13 protein-coding genes are annotated in these 20,304 nt (G+C 64.5%); 8 read left to right on the forward strand and 5 right to left on the reverse strand.

Features of this window, described 5'->3' with window-relative positions; genetic code table 11:
* Window positions 1–330 precede the first annotated feature (330 nt).
* A complete protein-coding gene (locus tag ACODTA_RS23880) occupies window positions 331–1,116 on the forward strand; it encodes a phytanoyl-CoA dioxygenase family protein (protein WP_489069338.1) in 786 nt (261 codons plus the stop codon).
* 80 nt (window positions 1,117–1,196) lie between these two features.
* Window positions 1,197–2,519 carry a serine hydroxymethyltransferase gene (gene glyA, locus ACODTA_RS23885; protein WP_489069340.1) on the forward strand — a complete coding sequence of 441 codons (1,323 nt, stop codon included), beginning with the start codon at window positions 1,197–1,199 and terminating at the stop codon, window positions 2,517–2,519.
* A gap of 291 nt (window positions 2,520–2,810) precedes the next feature.
* On the opposite strand, the gene ACODTA_RS23890 is transcribed toward glyA, so the two are convergent.
* Window positions 2,811–3,728, reverse strand: a complete 918-nt coding sequence (locus tag ACODTA_RS23890; protein WP_489069342.1) for a LysR substrate-binding domain-containing protein — start codon at window positions 3,726–3,728, stop codon at window positions 2,811–2,813.
* 193 nt (window positions 3,729–3,921) lie between these two features.
* On the opposite strand from ACODTA_RS23890, the gene ACODTA_RS23895 reads away from it, so the two are divergent.
* From ACODTA_RS23895 to ACODTA_RS23915, 5 genes are all read left to right on the forward strand, one after another.
* Complete coding sequence (locus ACODTA_RS23895; RefSeq protein WP_489069344.1) at window positions 3,922–5,505, forward strand: amino acid permease; 1,584 nt, start codon at window positions 3,922–3,924, stop codon at window positions 5,503–5,505.
* Entirely contained in the window at window positions 5,502–6,596 is a 1,095-nt protein-coding gene (gene alr, locus ACODTA_RS23900; protein WP_489069345.1) for an alanine racemase, read from the forward strand. Before ACODTA_RS23895 ends, alr begins: the two co-directional genes overlap by 4 nt.
* Before the next feature lie 178 nt (window positions 6,597–6,774).
* Entirely contained in the window at window positions 6,775–8,829 is a 2,055-nt protein-coding gene (locus ACODTA_RS23905; protein ID WP_489069347.1) for a PQQ-dependent dehydrogenase, methanol/ethanol family, read from the forward strand.
* A gap of 37 nt (window positions 8,830–8,866) precedes the next feature.
* Window positions 8,867–10,708 (forward strand): DUF885 domain-containing protein, encoded by a 1,842-nt coding sequence (locus ACODTA_RS23910; RefSeq protein ID WP_489069349.1) that lies wholly within the window; start codon window positions 8,867–8,869, stop codon window positions 10,706–10,708.
* Window positions 10,709–10,742: 34 nt separating this feature from the next.
* A complete protein-coding gene (locus tag ACODTA_RS23915) occupies window positions 10,743–12,191 on the forward strand; it encodes an amidohydrolase family protein (protein WP_489069351.1) in 1,449 nt (482 codons plus the stop codon).
* Between the two features lie 50 nt (window positions 12,192–12,241).
* On the opposite strand, the gene pip is transcribed toward ACODTA_RS23915, so the two are convergent.
* Genes pip through ACODTA_RS23930 form a run of 3 tightly spaced genes read right to left on the reverse strand, consistent with a single transcriptional unit; the run spans window position 12,242 to window position 15,303 of the window.
* A complete protein-coding gene (gene pip / locus ACODTA_RS23920; RefSeq protein WP_489069353.1) occupies window positions 12,242–13,186 on the reverse strand; it encodes a prolyl aminopeptidase in 945 nt (314 codons plus the stop codon).
* Between the two features lie 12 nt (window positions 13,187–13,198).
* Window positions 13,199–14,413: a DmpA family aminopeptidase gene (locus ACODTA_RS23925; protein WP_489069355.1), complete on the reverse strand. Its 1,215-nt coding sequence runs from the start codon at window positions 14,411–14,413 to the stop codon at window positions 13,199–13,201.
* On the reverse strand, window positions 14,410–15,303 hold the full coding sequence (locus ACODTA_RS23930; protein WP_489069357.1) for a CPBP family intramembrane glutamic endopeptidase: 894 nt from the start codon (window positions 15,301–15,303) through the stop codon (window positions 14,410–14,412). Before ACODTA_RS23930 ends, ACODTA_RS23925 begins: the two co-directional genes overlap by 4 nt.
* Window positions 15,304–15,484: 181 nt before the next feature.
* On the opposite strand from ACODTA_RS23930, the gene ACODTA_RS23935 reads away from it, so the two are divergent.
* On the forward strand, window positions 15,485–17,440 hold the full coding sequence (locus ACODTA_RS23935) for a CocE/NonD family hydrolase (protein ID WP_489069359.1): 1,956 nt from the start codon (window positions 15,485–15,487) through the stop codon (window positions 17,438–17,440).
* Window positions 17,441–17,751: 311 nt separating this feature from the next.
* Here ACODTA_RS23935 and ACODTA_RS23940 read toward each other — a convergent pair whose 3' ends face one another.
* A complete protein-coding gene (locus tag ACODTA_RS23940) occupies window positions 17,752–20,262 on the reverse strand; it encodes a TonB-dependent receptor (RefSeq protein ID WP_489069361.1) in 2,511 nt (836 codons plus the stop codon).
* Window positions 20,263–20,304 lie beyond the last annotated feature (42 nt).

Consider the following 20,304-nt stretch of genomic DNA (forward strand, 5'->3'; position numbering starts at 1 on the left):
AACTGGGCCTCGCCGCTCATTCGCGCCACTCACCATCAAAGAGAAAAACTATGGCTGAGGCATAAATTCTCATGCTGATCACCCGAAAATGTGGGATTCTATCAACCCAAGTGATAGAACGGCTATAGTCTAACCCGTATCAAATCAAGGCCATTCCAGGATATCCGAGTTCCAGAAGAGCTAGAGATTCTAATTCATCACCCCAAGATTTCTGGTTTGATGCGGATCGCGGATTTTAGGAAAGGAAGCGGGTGATTGCAGCCGATGCCGCGAATTCGCGGATCGGCATTGACGAAGAAGACGGTCGCGGATGACCGACAGGAGCAGAGCATGAAACTTTCGCAGGAACGCATCGAGGAATTCCAGCAGAACGGATTTCTCATTCTTCCCGAACTGTTCTCGGCCGAGGAGGTCGCGGAGATCCGCGCCGCGGCGGACCGCGTGTTCGCGCAGGACCTTCCCACCATCATCCGCGAGAAGAAGAGCAATGTCGTCCGCATGGCGACCGGTCTTCATCTGCTTGACGAGACCTTCGCGAAGGTCGTGCGTCACCCGCGCCTGATCGAGCCCGCGCAGCAGCTGCGTGGCGAAGACCTCTACGTCCAGCAGGCCAAGATCAATGTGAAAGCCGCGTTCGACGGCGAGCAGTGGCAGTGGCACCAGGATTTCTCGACGCACCATAACGAGGATGGCGTGCCCGAGCCGCTGGCGCTCAACCTGCACATCTTCCTCGACGATGTGAACGAGTTCAACGGCCCGCTCTACTTCTTCAAGGGCTCGCAGAAGTTCGGCCATCTCGGCACCTGGCACGATACCGTGTCCACCAGCTGGCCGCTCTGGGTGATCGAGGAGAAGGATGTTCGCCGGGTTTCCGAAAACTGTGAACTCCAGTCGATCACCGGCAAGGCCGGCACCGCGCTGATCTTCGGTGACTGCATGCTGCACGGTTCGCCGCCCAACATGTCGCCGTGGAACCGCAGTATCTTCTCGATGATCGCGAACCCGGTCACCAACGCGCTGACCAAGACCGACCGTGCCGATCACCAGCATCACCGCGATCTGACGCCGATCCGTCCGCTCGCCGACAATTGCCTGCTGGAGCAGATCGCCGCCTGATTTCGGCGGGTTTCGCAAAACGACCTGGCGGGTGCGGCCCTTGGCGGCGCCGCATCCGCGCCCTCATTCAAGGATAGACGATGACGATGCTGGCACGGCGCCCCTGGGTTGGTGAGGGTAGTGAAAATCTCGTTCAGTCGGTCGCAGCGTCGATCGCGGGCAGCAGCGTCGATCAGGTCGACGTGCGCCTCGCCGAACTGATCGATGAAAACCGTCAGATCCATGACGTCGGCTGCATCAATCTCAATCCCGCGACCAACACGATGAATCCGCGCGCCGAGGCGCTGCTCGCCAGCGGCATCGGCACGCGTCCGTCGCTCGGCTATCCCGGCGACAAATACGAGATGGGGCTGGAGGCGATCGAGCAGATCGAGATCCTCGCCGCCGAACTGACCGCCGAGGTGTTCGGCGCGCGCTATGCGGAAATCCGCGTCAATTCGGGCGCGATGGCCAATCTCTATGCCTTCATGGCCACTTGCAAGCCCGGCGATTCCATCATCGCGCCGCCCGGCTCGATCGGCGGCCACGTCACCCACCATATGCCGGGCGCGGCCGGCCTCTACGGCCTGAACGTCCATAGCGCCCCGGTCGATGCCGACAATTATACGGTCGACGTCGCCGCGCTGGCGGATCTTGCCCGTCAGGTGAAGCCCAAGCTCATCACCATCGGCGGCAGCGTCAATCTGTGGCGGCACCCGATCAGGGAAATCCGCGCCATCGCGGACGAGGTCGGTGCCTATGTACTGTTCGACGCCGCGCATATCTGCGGCATGATCGTCGGCCATGAGTGGCAGCAGCCGCTCGAGGAAGGCGCGCATCTTCTGGGTTGCAGCGCGTACAAGAGCCTCGGCGGTCCACCTTCGGGCCTGCTCGTGACCAACGACGCCGCGCTGGCCGAGCAGATCGAGGCGATCGCCTATCCCGGACTCACCGCGAACTTCGATGCCGCCAAGACCGCGTCGCTCGCGCTCGCGCTGCTCGACTGGAAGGCTTACGGGCCCGCCTATGCCAAGGAAATGCGCGAGAGCGCGCAGGCGCTGGCGCGCAGTCTGGACGAGCGCGGCATTCCCGTGTTTGGCAAGGCGCGCGGCTTCACGGAGTCGCAGCAGCTCGTTGTCGAGGCCGCGTCCTTCGGTGGCGGCCACGCCGCGGCCAAGAAGCTGCGCGAGGCCAATATCCTCACCTCGGGCATCGGCCTGCCGATCGATCCGGTCGAGGGCGATTTCAACGGCCTCCGCCTCGGTACGCCCGAGATCGTCCGCTGGGGCATGACCGCGGCCGACATGCCCGAACTCGCCGACCTGATCGTGGCGGGCCTGACCGGCAACGACGCCACCGCGACCGCCGAACGCGCCACCGCGTTCCGCAAGCGCTTCAACACGCTGCACTTCGTTCGCGATTGAGTCTCCCAGAGCCGTGAACCCGAATACGGGCACGGCATCGGGTAAGGCTGTCGCCCAATAGAGCGGATCTGGTTCAGTCCGAACCGGATCCGTGCTGTATTTTCTCTTGTTTGCCGTGATTTTAAGCGATTTCGAGGCAGATGGAATCATCTGCCTCGAAATCGCTCTAGACCATGATCACGTAAGATTGATTCAATCTGAAGTGTGAATCATGGTCTCAACTCTCTGAATAGAGCCTGATTCACGCCATCGGCGGAAGCGCGAAGCGCTTCCTCTTCAAGCGATCAGGCTCTAGTCGTTCAATTCCGCCTGCGCTTGCGTCTGGCTGGGCTGGGCCTGTTCGACCAGCCAGTTGACGAAGTTCTGCGCCGCGTCCGACAGCGGCGTGGCGGACTTGGTCAGCAGGTAGAATTGGTTGCTTGAAGGCACCCGGCGTTCGGAGAGCGCGACCAGGCGTCCATCCGCGATCAGGTCGCCCACCAGCGACGTATGCCCCATCATGAAGCCACGCCCCTGCAGCGTGGCCTCCACCGTCATCGAATAAAGCGAGAAGGTCTGCGTGTTGAGCGTGGGCGGCTCGGTCTGGCCGGTGTGTCCGAGCCAGTCGGTGAAATCATGCTGCCAGTAGAGATCGACCATCAGCGGTGCACCCACCGGCAGGCCGCGTTCGTCCACCTCGGCGGTTTCCATAAGCTTGGGGCTGGCCACCGGCACGATCTCGTCGAAGAACAATTCGGTCTGGTCGAGGCCGGGGAAAGGCGGACGGCCCCAGCGGATCGCGATGTCGAAATTCGAGGTGCGCAGGTCGATGATCGCCGGATCGGCCCAGATCTCGACATTCGCGCCGGTGTCCAGCGTGTGGAAATGCTCCATCTTCGGGCCGAGCCAGAGCTGCGCGAGCGCGGGCAGGATTGTGATGCGCACTGTCTTGTTGCTGCCGCTGGAGATCACCTCGCGCGTCGCCGCGACGATCTGCTCCAGCGCGGGCGCGAGGCGCTGGGCATAGCGTTTGCCGGCTTCGGTCAGCTTCACACCGCGGGGATAACGCTCGAACAGGTCGATCTGAAGGAAGGATTCCAACGCCTTGATCCGCTGGCTCACCGCGCCGGGCGTCACGCCCAGCCGCAGGGCCGCCAGTGCGAAGCTTTCGGTCGCGGCGGTTTCGGTGAACACGCGCAGCCAGTCGAGATTGGGCGTCTCTCGCAACATTAGGACATCTGTTCCTCAGGCCTAAGAATAGTGGTTTGCGGAACCCCCCAAAATTCTGGAGGAACTGGCGGGACAAGAACGACTATAAATTGATGTGACACCGGGGCAAGCCGGGATCGCGCTTCCGCGAAGGGATGTCGCGCTCCGCCGTCCGCGTGCGTCCGCCAAGCCGTATCAGAGGGGGGACGCCAGCATGATTTTCGGGCGCATCAAGCCGGTCGATGCGATCATCCGTACCGCCGAGAAAAAGGCGCTGATCCGCAGCCTCGGCCTGGGCCAGCTCATCCTGCTCGGCGTTGGCGCCACTATCGGCACCGGCATCTTCGTGCTCACCGCCGCCGCCTCGCAAAAGGCGGGGCCGGGCATGCTGGTCAGCTTCGTCATCGCGGGCTCCATCTGCGCGCTCGCCGCGCTCTGCTATTCGGAACTGGCGGCGATGGTCCCGGTTTCGGGATCGGCCTATACCTACAGCTATGCGGTGATCGGCGAACTGCTCGCCTGGATGGTGGGCTGGGCGCTGGTACTCGAATATGCGGTATCGGCCAGTGCGGTATCGGTCGGCTGGTCGGGCTATTTCATGGGGCTGGTGGAAAGCGTCACCGGCTTTTCCCTGCCCCAGGCGCTGTCGCGCGGGCCGGTCTGGTCGATGAACGGCATGCTGCCCAGCCCGGACTTCACCCATGGCGTGATCAATCTGCCCGCCTTGCTGATCGCGCTGGCGGTCACCGGGCTGCTGGTGCTCGGCACGCGCGAGAGCGCCCGCTTCAACGCCATCTTCGTCGTGGTCAAGATCGCCGCGCTCACCGCCTTTGTCGCGCTCACCATTCCCGTGCTCGACACCGGCAATTTCTCACCCTTCGCGCCTAATGGCTGGTTCGGCACGGGCGATACGCACGGCATCGGCATCGTCGGCGCGGCCGCCTCGATCTTCTTCGCCTATATCGGTTTCGACGCAGTCTCCACCGCTGCGGAGGAAACGAAGAACCCGCAGCGCAACGTGCCGCTGGCGCTCATCGGCAGCCTCGCGATCTGCACGATCTTCTATGTGGCGGTGGCCGTCGGCGCGATCGGCGCGATCGGCGCGCAGCCGGTGCCGGGGCCAGACGGCGCGGCGGTGATGCCGGGCTCGGCCGGCTTCGTCGAGGCCTGTCTGCTCCCCACCAATCGCGAGGCGCTGGTCTGTTCGAACGAGGCGCTGGCGCATGTGCTGCGCGCGATCAACTGGCCCGTCATGGGCAACGCGCTCGGCCTGATCGCCAATCTCGCGCTGCCTTCGGTCGTGCTGATGATGATGTATGGCCAGACACGCATCTTCTTCGTGATGGCGCGGGATGGTCTGCTGCCCGAGAAGCTTGCGCGCATCCATCCGCGCTTCGGCACGCCGCATATCGTGACGATGGTCACCGGCGTGTTCGTGGCGACCGTGGCGGCGGTGCTGCCGATCGGCCAGTTGGCGGACATCTCCAATTCCGGCACGCTGTTCGCCTTTTTCATGGTCGCGATCGCCGTGCTGGTGATGCGAATCCGCGAGCCGAACCGGAAGCGGCCGTTCCGCGCGCCGATGATCTGGATCGTCGCACCCGCGGCGATCGGCGGGTGCCTGTTCCTGTTCGCAAACCTGCCCGTCGACGCCCAGCTCGTGCTGCCTATCTGGGGCGGGCTCGGGCTGATCATCTACTTCCTCTACGGCTATCGCCGCAGCCATGTCGGCCGCGGACTGGCCGAGGTCCATGAGCAGGACGCCGACGCGCCTCCGCATCTGAAGGATATCGCATGAGCCAGTCGCTCCGCTCCGCCACGCTCGACATCGACCTGTCGGCGCTGCGCCACAATCTCGATCTGGTCCGCGACCTTGCGGGCGAGCGCGAACTCATCGCCTCAATCAAGGCCAATGCCTATGGTTTCGGCGCGGTGGAGATCAGCGGCGCGCTCGTGGATGCAGGCGTGCGCAAGCTGTGGACGGGCAATTTCGACGAGGCTGTGGAAATTCGCCAGGCGGGGATCGACGCCGAAATCCTGCTGTTCGGGGGCGCGGAGCCGCAGCATATGCCCGCCTTCCTCGCCTACGACCTCCAGCCCACGGTGTTCGAGGAACGCTCGATCGCCGCGGCGGAGCAGGCCGCCGACGCACTGGGCACGCGCGCGCCGGTCTGGGTGAAGGTCGATTCCGGTCTCGGCCGGCTGGGCGTGCCGGTGGCCGACGCCCTCCCCCTCATCCGGCGCATCGCGGACAGCCCCGCGCTCGATCTGCGCGGCGTCTACACGCACCTCCCCTTCGGCACGGCAGACGGCAAGGCCTGGGCCCTTGAAGGCTATGCCCGCTTTCAGCAGCTCCTCGCCGATCTGGCCGAGGCAAGGATCGGGGTGCCCGTCAGCCAAGTCTGGGGCTCCTCGGGCGTGCTCGCCGAATTGCCGGACGCCACCAACGCGGTCTGCGTCGGCCATGCACTCTACGGGCTGACGCCGCTGGATGCGGGCGTCGGCCCCGCGCGCGATTTTCGCCCGCTGATCCGCTCGCTCTCCGCCGCGGTCGTCCGCGCCCAGGCGGCGGCCTCGTCGGGCGGCTATGCGGGCGGGACGGTGAAGAGCCCGGCCAGCGTCGCCATCGGCCTGGGCGACGGGCTGCGCAAGGCGGCCCCCGGCACGTCACCAGAAATCATTATGAACGGCGCGCGCGTGCCGGTTACCGCCTTCACGCTGGAGCATCTGATGATCGACGCGGCCGGCGCTGACCCGGCGCTGTTCGATCGCGCGACGATCATCGGACCGGACATCACGCTGGACGACTGGGCGCGCTGGACGGGATCGACCCCGCTGGAATTGATGATGTCGCTCTCGGGCAGGATACCGGCATTCTACGCGAAATAGATGATCTCACCCGATGCAGTGGATGTGCGCGGCTTCCGTGATAGGCAGGATCAGAATTGCTCACTCTGTGCGCCAGCATTTGTTGTTTGCCGAACCCCGCGCAAATGATTTCAGATGCCCGCCAACGAAACAATGGCGCCGGCAGAGCGGCCGACCAGGGGAGTATTTCGGCGTGAGCATGAAACGATCTGGTACCTTCGCGGCTTTGTGCGCGCTGCTGCTGCAGGCGTGCGGTATGGTCCCGGACGGCCCGGCGGCGGTCGATCAGGCGCGGCTGCTCGCCGCCGCCGAGGATCCGGCCAACTGGATGACGCATGGCGGCACCTTCGAGGAACAGCGCTACAGCGCGCTCGACCAGATCAACGCCGGCAATGTCGGCCAGCTCGGCCTCGACTGGTCGTTCGAGTTCGACACCAGCCGCGGCCAGGAAGCGACCCCGATCGTCGTCGACGGCGTCCTCTATGTCTCCACCGCCTGGTCCCGCGTCTATGCGATCGACGGGCGTACGGGGAAGGCACTGTGGCGCTTCGATCCCGAAGTGCCCGGCGAGGACGCCATCAAATCCTGCTGCGACGTCGTCAACCGCGGCGTCGCGGTGTGGAAGGGCAAGGTCTATGTCGGCACCATCGAGGGCCGCCTGATCGCGATCGACGCCAAGACCGGCAAGCAGCTTTGGTCGGTGCTCACCGTCGACAAGTCCAAGCCCTATGTGATCACCGGCGCGCCGCGCATCTTCAAGGACAAGGTGATCATCGGCAATGGCGGCGGCGAACTCGGCGTGCGCGGCTTCGTGACCGCATACGACACCGAGACGGGCAAACAAGCCTGGCGCTTCTACACCGTGCCCGGCGACCCGTCGAAGGGCGCAGACCGTGCCGCCTCCGACTCCGCCATGACGATGGCCGCCAAGACCTGGTTCGGCCGCTGGTGGGAAATGGGCGGCGGGGGCACCGCCTGGGATTCGCTGGTCTACGATCCCGACTATGATCAGGTGCTGATCGGCGTCGGCAACGGCTCGCCGTGGAACCGCAAGGTTCGATCGGACGGCAAGGGCGACAATCTCTTTCTCTCCTCGATCGTGGCGGTGGATGCCGACACCGGCAGCTACAAATGGCATTATCAGGCGTCGCCCGGCGACAGCTGGGACTATACCAACACCCAGCAGATCATGCTCGCCACGCTCCCGGTCGAAGGCAAGGCGCGCAAGGTGCTGATGCAGGCGCCCAAGAACGGCTTCTTCTACGTGCTCGACCGCGCGAACGGAAAGCTCCTGTCCGCCAAGCCCTTCGCGAAGCAGAGCTGGGTCGAGAGCATCGACATGAAGACCGGTCGGCCGGTGATGAGCGCCAACGCCTATTATGAGGAGGGCATGAAGATGATCGAGCCCTCCTCGGTCGGCGGGCACAACTGGCAACCCATGTCGTACAGCCCGCGCACCGGGCTGGTCTATATCCCCACGGTCCAGTGGAGCCTGACCTTCGCGCAGGACAAAGCGTTCAAATACAAGCCCGGCCGTCTGAACATCGGCGCGCAGATCGGCGGAAATCCCGCCGAGCCGATGGGCACCGGCGCACTGATCGCCTGGGATCCGATCCGGCAGCGCGAGGTCTGGCGCGTGCCCCAGCCCGAGATGATCAACGGCGGCACCGTCGCCACCGCGGGCGATCTCGTCTTCGCGGGCAACGCGCATGGCGAATTCACCGCCTTCCGCGCGAAGGACGGCGCGAGGCTGTGGACCTTCAAGCAGCCTGCCGGGATCATGGCCGGGCCGGTCAGCTACAGCATAGACGGCGTGCAATATATCGCGGTGGTCGTCGGCAAGGGCGGCGGCGCGATGGGTATTCAGGATGCCAACCGCCCGCGCTTCCGCCAGCCCAACGGACGGCTGTTCGTCTTCAAACTCGGCGGCAAAGGGGCCATGCCCGAATATGATCTTACCCTGCCGCCCGCCAATCCGCCGGCAGAGCGTTTCCCTGCGGCGATGGTTGCGGCAGGCGGCCTCACCTACGGCGAATATTGCGCGCGCTGCCACGAAGGCGTCGCCGCGCCCGATTTGCGCCGGGCGAATGCACTGGCCGACAAGGACATCTGGAAGAGCGTCGTGATCGACGGCGCGCTCACCGCCAGCGGCATGGTGAGCTTCTCGCGCTGGATCACGCCGGATCAGGCCGAACAGATCCGCGGCTATGTGGCCGAAGAGGCGCGGACGCTGGAAAAGACCGAAAAGAAATGACCCGCGCGCCCGGCGCGAGGCCCAGGGAGACTATGGAATGAAGATGCTTGCCTTGCTCATGGCCGGAACGCTGCTCTCCGCCGCGCCCGCGGCCGTGCTGGCGCAAAGCCCCGCGCCGGCTGCACCGGCAGCGGTGGACGCCGAGACCGCACGGCTCAATGCGTGGCTCAACACGAAATACGAGGCGCAGCTGGCCGCCAGCCCGATGGCGCGCTCCTATGCCGGCGAGAAGAAGGATTACGACAAGATCGACGACATGTCCGAGGCGGCCGCCGCGCGACAGCTCGAACGGATGCGGCTTGAGGTCGAGGAGATGAAGGCGACCTTCGACCGCGCGAAACTGCCGCAGGATGCGAAGCTTTCCTATGATCTGTGGATCTATCAGTACGAGGAAGCCGCCGCGCTCGCGAAGTTCAACCGCAACGCATATGTCTTCCAGCAGATGTACGGCCCGCACACGCGGATGCCGCAATTCCTGATGCAGGTGCATCGTGTCGACGAACCGTCGGACATGGACGCCTATGTCGCGCGTATCGGCGGCATCGCGCGCGCGCTGTCGCAGCAGCTCGAGATCGCGAAGCTCAACGCGGCGGCGGGTTCGCGCGTGCCGCGCTTCTCCTACGAGATGATGATCCCGCAGGCGAAGGCGCTGAACAGCGGCGCCCCCTTCGACGGCGAGGGCGACAATGCGGTGTGGAAGGACGCCAACGCCAAGATCGACGCACTGGTGAAGGCCCGCAAGATCGACGCCGCCAAGGCCGACGCCTATCGCGCCGCGGCGAAGAAGGCGCTGCTGGAACAGTGGAAGCCGGTCTACGACCAGCTGATCGCCTGGTTCGAATCCGAGCTGCCCAAGGCCGATGCGGTCGCCACCGGCGTCGGCAAGAATCCGAACGGCAAGCCATTCTACGACATGATGCTGCGCAGTTCGACCACCACCGATCTCACCGCCGGGCAGGTTCACCAGATCGGGCTGGACGAGGTCGCGCGGATCAAGGGCGAGATGGAGGCGATCAAGCAGAAGGTGGGTTTCAAGGGCACGCTCCAGGACTTCTTCAAGTTCGTGCGTGAAGATGCGCAATTCTATTATCCGGACACCGATGCCGGCCGGCAGCAATATATCGACGATGCGACCGGCTATGTTGCCTTCATGAAGGCGCGGCTGCCCAAATATTTCGGCATCCTGCCCAAGGCCGATATCGTCGTGAAGCGTGTCGAGCCCTATCGCGAGATCCCCGGCGCCGCGCAGCATTATTATTTTTCCACGCCGGACGGATCGCGGCCAGGCGTGTTCTATTCGCACCTGTCGGACATGCGGGCCGTGCCCAAGCCCCAGGTGGAGGTGATCACCTATCACGAGGCTTTGCCGGGCCATCACATGAACTTCGCGATCTCGCGCGAACTGACCGACATCCCCGAGTTCCGGAAATATCTCTATATCAACGCCTTCCAGGAGGGCTGGGGCCTCTATTCCGAGAAGTTCGCGAAGGAGATCGGGGCGTACAAGGATCCCTATTCGGACTTCGGCCGGCTGACGACCGAGATCTGGCGCGCGATCCGGCTGGTGGTGGATACCGGCCTGCATTCCAAGGGCTGGACCGAGGATCAGGCGGTCAAATATTTCACCGACAATTCGCCCGCCGCGCTCGGCCAGATCCAGTCCGAGGTGAAGCGCTACATCATCATGCCGGGCCAGGCGACGGGCTACAAGATCGGCATGATCCAGATGGAGAAGCTCCGCAAGAAGGCGGAGGCGGCGCTCGGCAGCAAGTTCGATATCCGGGGTTATCACGACACCATCATCGGCCGGGCGCAGATGCCGCTCGACGAGCTCGAGCGGCAGCTCGACATCTGGATCGCGAAGCAAAAGGCGCGCTGAGCCGCGCGACATATTCAAAGAGGGGTTAGTGACGATGAAGAAGACGATTTGCGGATTGCTGCTCGCCAGCGCGCTCACCGCCGCGCCCGCCGTGGCGCAGAACAAGGAAGACAACGGGCCGCAGGCGCGGCCGATCTACGACCGGTCCGTGGTGCTGCCACCGTCGGTGCCCACCTCGGACGACGTGCTGCGCATCCCCGTGCCCAAGGATTACAACACGCCCAAGGGCTCGTTCGTGCTGGTCGGCGGGCGGCTGTTCGACGGCACCGGCAAGGCGGCCCGGCCGGCGACCATCGTGGTGCAGGGCAAGACGATCGTCGCGGTGCTCAAGCCCGGCGAGCAGAACTGGCCGGCGGACGCGGTCGTCTATGACGTGACCGGCAAGACCGTGATGCCGGGCCTCATCGACCTGCACTCGCACCTTACCTTCTTCGCCGCAGGCGACGCCGTCAACGTCTACTCCGCCGCGAACTATAGCGGCGCTGAATCGACGATGCGCGGGATCAAGCGCATGGCGACCTATCTGGAATCGGGTGTGACGACGGTGCGCGACGTCGCCTCGCATGGCGATGTGCCGTTCGTGCTGAAGGCGAAGCAGGCCGCTGGCGAGATCTTCGGCCCCCGCATCTTCGCGGCGGGTCAGCTCATCACCCAGACCGGCGGTCACGCGGCGGTGCACGCCTTTCAGCAGGGCTATCCGGAGATTGCGGACAAGAATCTGAACTCGATGGTCCGTATCGCGTCCGGCCCCGAACAGTGGCGAGAGGCGGTGCGCATACAGTTCGCCAAGGGCGCGGATCTCATCAAGCTCGCCAGCGAATATTCGCAGGAGGAGATCACGGCCGCGGTCGACGAGGCGCATTCGCTGGGCCTGCCCGTCACGGTCGATTCCGAAACGCAATATATCGACATGGCGATCAAGGCCGGGGTGGATTCGATCGAACACCCGCTGCCGCGCAGCGATGCCGCGGTGGCGCTGATGGCCAAGCGCGGCATCGCCTCGGTGCCCACCCTGGTCGCCTATCGCGTCATCATGCGCGGCAGCGGCGGCTATTTCGGTTCAACGTCGCGCCGCTTCCAGCTCGACGAGACGGTCAACGAGAACATGGCCGCCAAGATGCGGCGCGCGGGCGTGAAGATGGGCATCGGCCTCGACGTGGTCGCGCTCGCGGGCACCGATTATCTGCCCGGCTCCTATATCGACGAGCTCGAATCCTTCACCCGCATCGGCTTCACCAAGGTCGAGGCGCTGGTCGCGGCCACCAAGACCGGCGCGGAGATCATCAGGATGGGAGACCGGCTGGGCACGATCGAGCCAGGCAAGCTGGCCGACATCATCGTGGTCGACGGCAACCCGGATGAGGACTTCACCGCACTCCGCAAGGTGAAGACGGCCTTCGTCAACGGCCGCCTGATGCTGCAGGATGGCCGCGTCTACCAGCCCGCGCACGAGGAAGTGCCGTTCCCCAACCCGCGGAAGTGACGCTGCGAGGCCGCTTCGCCGCTAGAGCCTTTCCCGTCAGGGGAAGCGCTCTATCCGACGGCGAAGCGGTCGGTCGCCTCGATCAGCGCGTGCAGGATGCCGGGCTCGTTGAAGACATGGCCCGCATCGGGCACGATCTTCAGCTCCGATCCGGCCCAGGCCTTGTGCAGGTCCCAAGCATGGCGCGCGGGGCAAGGAATGTCGTAGCGGCCATGGACGATGACGCCGGGAATGCCGCTGAGCTTTCCGGCATCGCGGATGAGCTGGTCGGGTTCAAGCCAGCAGCCATTCTGGAAATAATGGTTCTCGATCCGCGCGATCGCGATCGCATAATCATCGCTCCCGAAATGCGCGGCGAGGCCGGGATCGGGCAGCAGCGTGATCGTCTCGCCTTCGAAGGTGCTCCAGGCATTGGCGGCTTCCAACTGCGTCGTTCGATCGTCGCCCGTCAGCCGGCGGTGATAGGCGGCCACCAGATCGTCATGCTCCGCTTGCGGGATCGGCGCCAGGAACGCGTCCCACTTGTCCGGGAAGATCTCCGACACGCCGAACTTGTAGAACCAGTCCACCGCCGCGCGTGTCGCCGGAAAGATGCCGCGCAGGATCAGCGCGCTCACCCGCTCGGGATGGGTCTCGGCATAGGCGAGCGACAGCGTCGATCCCCAGCTTCCGCCGAACACCAGCCATTTCTCGATCCCCGCCATCTCGCGCATCCGCTCGATATCGGAGACGAGGTGCCAGGTCGTGTTCGCCTCCAGCGTGGCATAGGGCAGCGATCGGCCGCAGCCCCGCTGGTCGAACAGCAGCACATCGTAGCGCGCGGGATCGAACAGTTGCCGGTGCGCGTCCGAAAAACCCGCGCCCGGCCCGCCATGCAGGAACACCGCAGGCGTCGCGCCGGGCGTGCCCGAACGTTCGTAATAAAGGCTGTGCCCGTCGCCCACGTCGAGCATGTCGGTCTCATAGGGTTCGATCGGCGGGTAGAATGTACGCATGTGGTTCCTGTGCTATTTCTTCGCCGTCCGGCCATATTTGGCCAAGATCGTACGCAGTTCGTCATGGGGCAGGGCGTAGACGGTCACCCCATCGCGTCCGGTCATCGTCTTGGCCGCGATCATGGAATTGACGATCGACTCCTCGGTCGCGTCCACCGCGGCCTCGAAGATCTTGGTGATCTCCGAATTGGAGATCGCCGAGATCGCCTGCACGCCGGGCGCGCTTTCGTTCAGCGCCTCGGCGTTCGCGGTTGAAAAGGCGATGAAGATGTCGCCCGAAAGATTGTGGCTGATATCGCCCATCCGGCCGATCGCCTGGGTCGGCCGCTTGGCCACACGCTTCAGTTGATGGGGCAGCAGCGGCGCGTCGGTCGCGATCACCACGATGATCGAACCTTCGGGCTCATAGGGCTTGCGGCTGATCGGCTCGCACTTGCGCGCCGGCTTGTAGGGCGCGGTGCCCGGCAGGTCGCTGCACGGCAGATAGCGTGTCGCCAGATCCTGCCCCACCGGTGCGCCGCCGATGCGCAGCAGCTGCCGCGCGCCATAGTTGCACTGGACCAGCACGCCCACCGTATAGGCCTTGCCGCCGATCTCCACCTTGCGCGACGCGGTGCCGATCCCACCCTTGAAGCCCGCGCACACCATGCCCGTGCCGCCGCCGACATTGCCCTCGGTCACCCGGCCACCCTTCGCCGTCGCCAGCGCCTCGGCCGCATGTGAGGGTTTTACATGAAAGCCGTCGACATCGTTCAGATAGCCGTCCCATGTCTCGGCGACGACTGGCGTGAAAAACAGGCAGCACGCCTTCTTGTCGACCAGCCACTTCACCGCCGCGTCACGGACCACGCCAACGCTGTGCGTGTTGGTGATCATCACCGGCCCGTCGAACGAACCGCGCTCCTCCAGCCAGGTGGTGCCGGTCATCTCGCCCGCGGCATTGGCGGTCGCCCAGCCACCGAACACGGGCGCGGCGGAGTCCTTGCCGCGCGGCAGGATCGCGGTGACCCCGGTGCGCACCGGCCCGCTGCCGCGCTTCAGCGCGCCGTCGCCCTGGATGATGGTGCTGTGCCCCACCTCCACGCCGGGCACGTCGGTGATCGCGTTGAACGGGCCCGGCTCGCCATGGAATGGTACACCCAGATCGCGCGCACGGGTCGTCTGCGCGGCCGCGGCGGATGCTGCAAGCCCGATCGCCAGCGCCGCCGCCAGTCGCAGAATGCTCATGATGCCGCCTCCCCGCCCGATCGCCTCGCCTCATGCGCCGCCACCGCCGCGCCGCGCCTGAACCACAGATAGAGCGCCACGGCGAAACTCGTGATCGCCAGCATGAATCCGAACTCGTCGATCGCATAGGCGGTGATGTCGCCGGTCGGCGCGGTCAGCGGCGTGAAGACCGTCTGGATGAACAGGTTGTGGCTGCCGTGCATGATCGCGGCAGGCCAAACGCTGCCCGACTTCAGCCGGAACCACGCCATGATGAAGCTCAGGTTCATCACCATCACGAAGAAGCAGACCAGCGCGAAGCCGCGCGGCGCGGCGCTGTTATAGTCGGCATAGAGGATCAGCGGTACATGCCACGCCGTCCAGATCACCCCGGTGATCAGCGCCGCGCGCGTGAAGCCGAAGCGATCCTGCAGGCGCGGCGCCATGAAGCCCCGCCAGCCGATCTCTTCGCCCAGCCCGCGCGCCGTCCCCACGATGATCCCGGTCACGCCGGTGAATACGAAGAACAAGACCGCGAACAGCGTCGGATCCTCGATGGTCCAGCCGATCCGCGCCGCGATCGGCGCAATGCTTTCGGGCGTCGCGAACTGGCCCATGCCGGTGGTCCAGACGATGGCGTAAGCGATGCCGGCATAGCCGATCGGCAGCAGATAGCTCGCCCATGACGAGGACGTGCCGCGCCACGCGAAGCCCAGCGACGACCAGTCCAGCTTCAGCAGCCACACCGTCAAGATCGCGGCCACCGCCGGCCCCCACATCAGCGCGGTCACATAGCCGCCCGCGCCGCCGCTCACGCCGTAGCGCGCCATCAGCGCATAAGGCGCCGCGCACAGCAACATAGTAAGCAGCAGATAGAGTCCCACTCCGGCGCCACTCCGTTCCCGCCCCATGCCCGTCTCCCTTGTTGCCGCGTCCATGAATCACGCTGGCATAGGCTTCGCCCCGCCGCTAACCATTAAAGCTGGGGATAAGGCGCAGTTATTCTCGTGCAGAGACTGAGGAATATGGCGTTGCTGCGCGCCCGCGCGGCGGCAAATCTGCATCCGAAAAATCCGTTACGGGGAAGAGCATATGACCACGCTGGTGTCGAAGATTTCGCTGACTCTCGCCTTGGCGCTGTCGCCGGTCGCATCGCACGCGCAGGGGGTGCCGGTCGTCGTCCCCGGCGGCGACATTCCCAAGGCCTATACGCCGATCGCCGCCGAGAGCGACTTCGAGCGGCGCGAGGTCATGATCCCGATGCGCGACGGCGTGAAGCTCCACACCATCATCCTGGTACCCAAGGGCGCGGCCAACGCGCCGATCCTGATGGACCGTACGCCCTATAACGCCACTGCGCGCTCGACGCGGTCGACCAGCGGCAAGATGATCAACGCGCTCCCCTTCGAGAATGAGGAGTTCGTGCGCAACGGCTACATCATCGTCTGGCAGGACACGCGTGGCAAGTTCAAGTCCGAGGGCGACTACACGATGATCATGCCGGCGGCGGGGCCGCTCAACCCCACCGGCGTGGACCATTCGACCGATGCCTACGACACCATCGCCTGGCTGGTGAACAAGGCGAACCTGCCCGAGGCCAACGGCCGCGTCGGCATGATCGGCTCGTCCTATGAGGGCTACACCACCGCATCGGCGCTGCTCCATCCGCACCCGGCGCTGCGCGCCGCCGCGCCCGAAAGCCCGATCATCGACGGCTGGATGGGCGACGACTGGTTCCATCATGGCGCTTTCCGCCAGTTGATGCTGGGCTTCGTGGCGATGCAGAGCGGAGACAAGGCGTTCGCCGCTACCCCGCCGCACGGCAGCGGCGACGATTATCACATTTTCCGCGAAGCCGGCTCCGCAGGGGATTGGGCGCGGGCCCGCGGTTTCGACCAGCTTCCCGCCTGGAAACGGATCGTGGCAAACCCCGAATATAACCAGACCTGGTCGGGTCAGGCGCTGGACAAGCTTCTCGCAGCCAATCCGTCTAATGTGCCCACGCTCTGGGTGCAGCCCTTTTGGGACCAGGAGGATTCCTATGGCGCGATCAACGCTTTCGAGGCGCTGCGCAGGGCGGGCAAGACCGGCAACAACCACATCATCCTGGGCCCCTGGTTCCACAGCCAGATCAACCGATCGGCGGGCGGCCGCAGCACCGGCGCGTTCAATTGGAGCAGCGACACCGTTGCCGATTATTGGAAGAAGATGATCCTGCCCTTCTTCAACCAGCATCTGAAGGACGGCCCGCCCGCCAACATGCCCGTCGCCACCGCCTATAATACGGGCGAGGACAAGTGGGAGAAATTGAAGGCCTGGCCGCTTGCCTGCGAAAGCGGCTGTTCCGCGCCGTTGACGCCGATCTATCTCGCGGCCGAAGGCGGACTCTCGCTCAAGCCGGGTGCCGTGGGCGAGGACAGCTATGTCTCCGATCCGGCCAAGCCCGTGCCCTTCCTGCCGCGGCCGTTCAGCATGCAGAAGTCGGTCTACACCCCCGAATGGCCGGTCTGGCTGCTCAGCGACCAGCGCCACGCCGATGGCCGTCCCGACGTGATGACCTATACCACCGAGGTGCTGACCGAGCCGATGCGCGTCTCCGGTGCGCCGATCGCCGAAATTATCGCCAGGACGACCGGCACCGACGGCGATTTCGTGGTCAAGGTGATCGACGTCTTCCCGCAGGAGAACGAGACCAACCCCAAGATGGCGGGATACGAACTGCCGATCAGCCTCGACATCTTCCGCGGGCGTTATCGCAACAGCTTCGCCAAGCCGACCGCTATCCCGAAGGGCAAGGCGCAGACCTACAAGTTCCGCCTGCCCACCGTGAACCACGTTTTCCAGCCCGGCCACCGCATCATGGTGCAGATCCAGTCCAGCCTGTTCCCGCTCTACGACCGCAATCCGCAGACCTTCGTGCCCAACATCTTCAACGCCAAGAAGGGCGACTACAAGGCCGCGACGATCACGCTGGAGCGCGGCGCCGCCGGCACCAAGATCTGGTTGCCGATCGTGCCCGTCGACCAGTCGGCGATGATGGCGAAGTAAGGGAAGCCCCCGGCCAATCGACCATCCCCGCGCAGGCGCAGTGCTGCCCGGAATTTTCGTGAGCGTGTGCCGGGCGGGCTTCATCCCGCCAGGTCATGTCCGGACATTAAGGATGTGCGCCTGCGCCCACCAATCGCCGCGTCCCGATAAGCTGGCTTAGACCAAAAATCCCGAACAACACTCCAGCCGCCCATTATCGCCACCGGACCGAGCGCGACCCCCGCCCGCGATCCAAGCCACTTTGCTTCCGCCAAAAGGAAACCGCCCCCGGACAGGAGTCCGGAGGCGGCAGGGGAAGTCGCGGCTGATCGTTAGAACTGAATGCCGCCCGTGATGCCGAAGGTCCGTGGACGCCAGGTCTGGATCTGGATGCGCTCGGATGGCTGGAAATGCAGGCGGCCGATGATGTCGCGCGAGTTGGTCAGGTTGTTGGCGAACACCGAGATGTCGATACCGTTGCCGGTGCGGATGCCGAGGCGGGCGTTCAGGTTGCGCTGGTCGTCGGTGGTGGCCAGGATGGGATTGAAACCGACATTGCCCGGCTTCACCGAAAAGCCGCTCTTGTACGTCCACTGGACGGTGCCATAGCCCCTCAGATCGTCGGGGCCGATCGGCGTCTCGTACATGCCGGTCAGGTTCACTGTCCACGGCGCGGCGAAGCGGTCGCCCTTGCGCGTGACGGTGTTGGTCGTACCGGGAACGAGGATCGTCTCCCGCTGGGTGCCGTCGATATAGCCGATATTCGCGTCGAGCGTCAGGCCCGTGACCGGAAACACCGTGATCTGCGCTTCGAGGCCGCGTGAGCGTGCCTTGCCGAAATTGTCGGTGAAGATGCTCGCGCAGCCCTCGATCTGGCGGCTGCGTTGAACGCCGGTCCAGTCGGTCTGGAAGGCGGCGGCGGCGAATGTCGCGAAACTGCCGACACGGCCCTTGGCACCCAGTTCGTAGCTCCACACGCTATCAGACTTGTAGGTCGCGGGAATGGTGTCGTAGCCAACCTTCTGGAGGCCCGGCAGACAGCCCGGATCGACCTGGGCGGCGGCGGTGTTGACGCCGCCCGAGCGGAAGCCCTTCGCCGCGGAGGCGTAGACCATCAGGTTCGGCGTAGGCTCATAAGTGATACCGAACTTGGGCGTCAGCGGCTTTTCAACGCTGCGCTGAAGCGCGCCCGTCGTCGTCACTTTGGTCACCGAATCGACACTTTCCGCCTGCGATTCAAACTCGAGACGCGACCAGCGCAACCCTGCGGTCAGCGTCAGATTTTCAAAAAGTTCGAAATCGACACTGCCGAAGAGGCCCAGGTTGCGGTCTACGATACGGGTCTGGGCATACCCCCCCACGCCGTCCGCCGAAAGCGGGAAGAACGGCGGCAAAGCGCCTGCGAAGATGCCCAGCGGGAAGGGGAGCGGGACTGGCGGTGCTGCATGATACGACGTGGGGTACAGGTAGTTGTCGTAGGGCGAATAGCTGAAGTCGCTGTCACGTGCGCGCTGGCGGGTCTTCTGGTAGAATGCGCCGACGACATAGCGGAGGCGCGCGTCCGGATCGTTGGACTGGAGGCGCACTTCCTGGCTGAAGCTGCGCTGGATCTGGTCCGAGAAGAGGACGAAGCATTCGCCGCAATTCGGCCCGCCGGCCCGGCCGGGCGACGCGGTGTCGAAACCGATCTGGGTGGTGTTTGCGCCCGCCGCCCTGGCGAAAGCATCATAGATGCCGCGGAGGGGGACGCCCGTGCCGAATGCAGGGTCGTTCCCCAGTCCGTTCAGAATATTGTCGAAGATATCGAGGATATAGGCCGTGCCGTCGTCTATGGACCGGTTGCGGCGATCGACATAGGCGGTGTTGCTGATCAGCGAAACCGGACCCATGTCCCACTCGCCCTTGAGCTGATACAGCTTGAATTTGTCTTCGCCCGTCGATGCGATGCCTTCGCCGCTCTGGAACTCCGGCGGCTGGGCGCGGGTGGAGCCGTTCCCGTAGGTCCAGTAGGTGCTTTGATCATCGCGGTTGGTCTTCTGGTAGAAGATCGATGGCGTGATCGAGATATCTTCGGTCGGCTTCCACAACAGCGAACCGTTGAAGACCATCGTCCGGTTCGAGTTCGAGTTCTTCTCGGCCGTGCCGCGGTTGGCGTAGAAGGGAACACGGTCGATATAGCCGCCGTCGCGCCGGTAATAGGCGCTGGCGCGGAAGGCCAGCTTATCCTCGACGATCGGGCCGCCCACTGCGCCACCAAGCTCATAGGTCGGATCGCCGCCTTCGGTGAAGCCGAGTTCGGCGCGCGCGTTGCCGGTGAACTTGTCCAGCGTCGGCTTGGCGGTGATGAAGCGCACCGCGCCGCCCATGGCGCTCGAACCGAACAGCGTGCCCTGCGGACCGCGCAGAACCTCGACGCGCTCGAGATCGTAAAGCGCCGGAGAGAAGAAGCTCATCAGCACGAGCGAACGGATATGGACCGGCGTATCGTCGATATAGATGCCGGTCATGGTTGCGCCGACCGATGATTGCAGGCCGCGGATCGCGATATAGCGAATGCCCGAAAAGCCCTGGGTGAGATTGACGCCGGGGGTGTTGCGGACGAGATCCTCGACGCTGCGGATGCCCTTCTGGTCGAGCGTTTCCTGCGAATAGGCCGCGATGCTGATGGGCACATCGAGCAGCGATTCCGCGCGTCGTGTGGCCGTGACGATGATTTCGTTCGCGTCCCTCGTCGGCGTGGCCGTCTCTTGCTCTGTCGGTGCGGACTGGGCCATCGCCATGGCGGGGCACGCGACCGCAAACACCGAAGCTGCGATCAGCAGATGCTTTCGAAGATCCCTCATATTTGTCTCCCTTTTTTAATATTAAAGTTGTTATTTGTTATT

Source organism: Sphingomonas sp. FG14 (genome assembly GCF_057809675.1).